Source organism: Microbacterium sp. BF1 (assembly GCF_019279095.1).
Taxonomy (GTDB): Bacteria; Actinomycetota; Actinomycetes; order Actinomycetales; family Microbacteriaceae; genus Microbacterium; species Microbacterium maritypicum.
The window spans coordinates 1-3,523 of sequence record NZ_JAGYWT010000254.1 but is presented as its reverse complement, the minus strand read 5'-3'; the positions used below and the strand labels follow the sequence as shown (position 1 = coordinate 3,523).

Genomic DNA, 3,523 nt, shown 5'->3' with positions numbered 1-3,523 from the left:
GACCTCGACCTCGCGGCCGCCGATGTGGCGCGCAGCGCGTTCGGCCACGCGGGGCAGAAATGCTCCGCCGCGTCGCTCGCGATCCTCGTCGGATCGGTCGCCGACTCGAAGCGGTTCGAGCGTCAGCTGGTGGATGCCGTGACCTCGATGCGCGTCGGCCTGCCCGATGACCCGGCCACGCAGATGGGTCCGATCATCGAGCCCGCTAACGGCAAGCTGCTCACGGCGCTCACGAAGCTCGAGAAGGGCGAGCGCTGGCTGGTCGAGCCGCGCAAGCTCGACGAAGACGGGAAGCAGTGGACGCCCGGCGTCAAGACCGGCGTGCGCGAGGGCTCGTACTTCCACCTGACCGAGTTCTTCGGCCCGGTGCTCGGCATCATGCACGCGAAGGATCTGGATGAGGCCCTGCGCCTGCAGAACGCGGTCGACTACGGCCTGACCGCCGGCATCCACTCGCTCGACTCCGAGGAGGTCGCCACCTGGCTCGATCGCGTCGAGGCCGGCAACCTGTACGTGAACCGCGGCATCACCGGGGCGATCGTGCAGCGCCAGCCGTTCGGCGGGTGGAAACGTTCCTCGGTCGGTCCCGGTGCCAAGGCCGGTGGCCCGAACTACCTCATCGGCCTGGGGTCGTGGCGTTCGCAGCCGGGCGGACCGGCCTCCAGCACCCTGCATCTGCGGGGGCTCGACTCCCGCATCACGGCCCTGATCGAATCGGCCCAGTCGTCGCTCGCCTACGAGTCGTTCGAGTGGCTCCGGCGCTCCGCACTGTCGGATGCGCTCGCCTGGGACCGGGAGTTCGGGCAGGTGCGCGACGTCTCGCGTCTGGGCGTGGAGCGAAACCTCTTCCGCTACCGGCCAGTGCCCGTCGAGGTTCGCGCGACCGACGACGCGGCTCTGCAGGACCTGCTGCGCGTCGTGATCGCCGGAGTGCGCTCGGGTGCGAAGTTCGTCATCTCGACACCGGTGGGGGTGCCCGCCGACGTGCGTCGAGCCCTCGGCGACCTCGATGCCCCGGTGTTCCTGGAGAGCGACGACGAGTGGCTGCAGCGGATGCTGCGGCAGGATGATGCCTCCGACGGCGTCGCGCTGCCGGCGAGCGATCGGGTGCGGCTGGTCGGCGGCCGTGACGGGGTCGCCGCTCTTCGCGCGAAGCTCGCCACCGCCTCGGCCGGTGATCCCGATCTCGCGGTGTACGACGGCGAGGTGACGGCCGCCGCGCGCATCGAGCTGCTGCCGTTCGTGCACGAGCAGTCGATCTCGATCACCGCGCACCGTTACGGCAACCTCGACCTGTGGAGCAGCGATGTGATCTGATCTTCGTGTAAAGAATTCTTGACACACCTCCGGCGTCGACGTACGCTGAGCGTGTCAACAATCTTTTACATCGGAGTCGTCATGGTCTTTGAAGAACGCAACGCCTGGGCCGGGCTGATCCTCACCCCCCTCGTGATGATCGTGTACGTCGTGCTGGTGCTCCAGGACGCCGGGGGAGGCCCGCTCACCGACGTCGATTGGTTCCCGCTCATGCTGTGGGTGATCGGTGGGGGCATCGTCGTCACTATCGCGGTCACCATCGGCTGGGGGCTCATCGCCGGGATCAAAGACCCCGACGGTGTCGGTCGCTCCGACATCCGCGACCGCGACATCAGCCGGATGGGCGGCCGTGTGGAACAGGGCTTCGTGGTGATCGCCGGACTCGGCGTCATCGCGCTGTGCGCGGTCGGCGCCGATGTCTTCTGGATCGCGAACACGATGTTCGCGGGCTTCGCGGTGTCGGCCTTCATCGGCTGCATCGCCCGGGTGATCGCCTACCGGCGGGGCCTCGTCTGATGGTCAAGCCCACCCGCGTCTCGAACACCATCCGCCTGCATCGTGAACAGGCCGGACTCACCCAGGCCGAGCTCGCGCGCACGGTCGGCGTGACGCGCCAGACGCTCATCGCGATCGAACAGCAGAAGTACTCGCCGACGCTCGAACTCGCATTCCAGATCGCCCGCGCCTTCGGCGTCGGCCTCGACGACATCTTCACGTCGTCGCCGCCTCCACGATCATCCCCGGACTCGCCGGAGCCGATCCCGCGACCTCGCTCCCGAACGCCGGGGACGAAGACCCGTCCTCGATCTCGGCGGACGTCGGGCCCGACGAGAAGATGAGCCTCGACGAGCCCGTCATCATCGAAACGCCCGTCATCGTGCCGGAGGAGGCGCCCGCGCCCCCGACCGACGATCAGGCGGAGCCAGGACAGGATCCGTCGTCCGCACCGGCCGTCACACCGCCGCCCGTCACGACCCCGCCCACGGCCCCCGTCGAACCGACGAAGCCGGTCGAGCCCGAGAAGCCCGTCGAGCCCGTCGAGCCCGTCGACCCCGGTGTTCCCACGGAAGCGCCGACCTGGACGACCGCGACGATCGTCTTCGACGAGCTGACCGTGCACTACCGCGTGCCGATCACCGGCATGGCGGGCCAGCGGGTCGAGGTACTCCTCGACGACAGCACGCGCGGCGGCGACAGCATCCTGCTCGACAACTCGGGGTTCGGCATCCTCGACCTCCGCCCCAGCATCTGGCAGTTGGTCAATCCGAGCGACACCACCGTCACCTTCCGCTACGTCCTCGCGTCGGGCACCGGCCCCTCGGCCGTCACGACCCTGCTCGAGCTCGGACAGGGTCGCCCCGAAGAATCGGACGGAGAGGCTCCGGTCGAGGAGGACCCGACGGAGACCGACCAGACTCCCGTCGAAGAGAACCCGATCAGCTCCGCTCCTGTCGACGATGTCGTCATCACGACCGATGCTCCCGCAGAGGTCGCACCCGTCGACGAAGCTCCAGCGGAGGTCGCACCGGCAGAGGTCGCACCCGTCGAGGTCGCACCCGTCGTGGCCGCACCTGTCGAAGCCGCACCCGTCGTGGCCGAGCCGGTGATTCCCGCTCCCGTGGAGCAGGAGCCGATCACGACCAAGGACGCCGATGTCGCCGCGCCCGTCGAGGCGGGCGCCGTCCCGACCGAGGACTCCCCCGTCGCCGAATAGACTGGATCCATGCCCTCGGATCCCGCTCCTGTTCCCGGCGTCGAGCGTCCGGTCATCACCGCTCTCGACATCGTCCGCGCCGTCGTCCTCGTCGTCGCCGTGGCCTCTCTCGCTCTGTGGGGCTTCGCGAGCTGGGATCTTCCCTGGAACATCGTCATCGGTGTCGGAGCGCCCGTCGTCGTGATCCTGGTCTGGGCGCTGTTCCTCTCGCCGCGCCCGGTGCTGCGTGTGCACCCCTTCCTGCGCGCAGCCGTCGAGCTGCTGATCTACGTCGGCGTCACGATCGCGTGGTGGTCGATGGGACAGGCACTGATCGGCACCGCATTCGCCCTCGTCGCCGTGGTCGCCGGCGTGCTCAGCGGTCGACATCTCCCTCTACACGCCGATCTTCCGCACCAGCGCCCCCGGCGACGTCGCGATCATGATCGTCGTGTTCCTCATCCTCGTCGCCGTCTGGTGCGCTGCCGGACGACTGATCGGCACCAACAAGGC

At 68.8% G+C, this 3,523-nt stretch carries 4 protein-coding genes and 1 pseudogene; all 5 read left to right on the top strand.

Annotation, left to right across the window (positions count from 1 at the left end; genetic code table 11):
- Positions 1 to 1,317: aldehyde dehydrogenase family protein (locus KZA10_RS09880; protein ID WP_218682775.1), on the top strand; the 1,317-nt coding region annotated here is incomplete at its 5' end.
- 81 nt (positions 1,318 to 1,398) lie between these two features.
- Positions 1,399 to 1,833: a hypothetical protein gene (locus KZA10_RS09875; RefSeq protein ID WP_055866060.1), complete on the top strand. Its 435-nt coding sequence runs from the start codon at positions 1,399 to 1,401 to the stop codon at positions 1,831 to 1,833.
- Positions 1,833 to 2,030, top strand: a pseudogene (locus tag KZA10_RS09870) (helix-turn-helix transcriptional regulator); the annotation flags it as partial. The gene KZA10_RS09875 and the pseudogene KZA10_RS09870, both read left to right, overlap by 1 nt.
- A gap of 122 nt (positions 2,031 to 2,152) precedes the next feature.
- Positions 2,153 to 3,031: a hypothetical protein gene (locus KZA10_RS09865; RefSeq protein ID WP_218682774.1), complete on the top strand. Its 879-nt coding sequence runs from the start codon at positions 2,153 to 2,155 to the stop codon at positions 3,029 to 3,031.
- Between the two features lie 9 nt (positions 3,032 to 3,040).
- The coding region (locus KZA10_RS09860; protein WP_374196568.1) for a YrdB family protein at positions 3,041 to 3,523 on the top strand (483 nt) is incomplete at its 3' end.

Excerpts from the sequence above, each read along its gene's own strand:
- KZA10_RS09875 (WP_055866060.1), top strand. The coding sequence starts at position 1,399 with ATGGTCTTTGAAGAACGCAACGCCTGGGCCGGGCTGATCCTCACCCCC.
- KZA10_RS09865 (WP_218682774.1), top strand. The coding sequence starts at position 2,153 with ATGAGCCTCGACGAGCCCGTCATCATCGAAACGCCCGTCATCGTGCCG.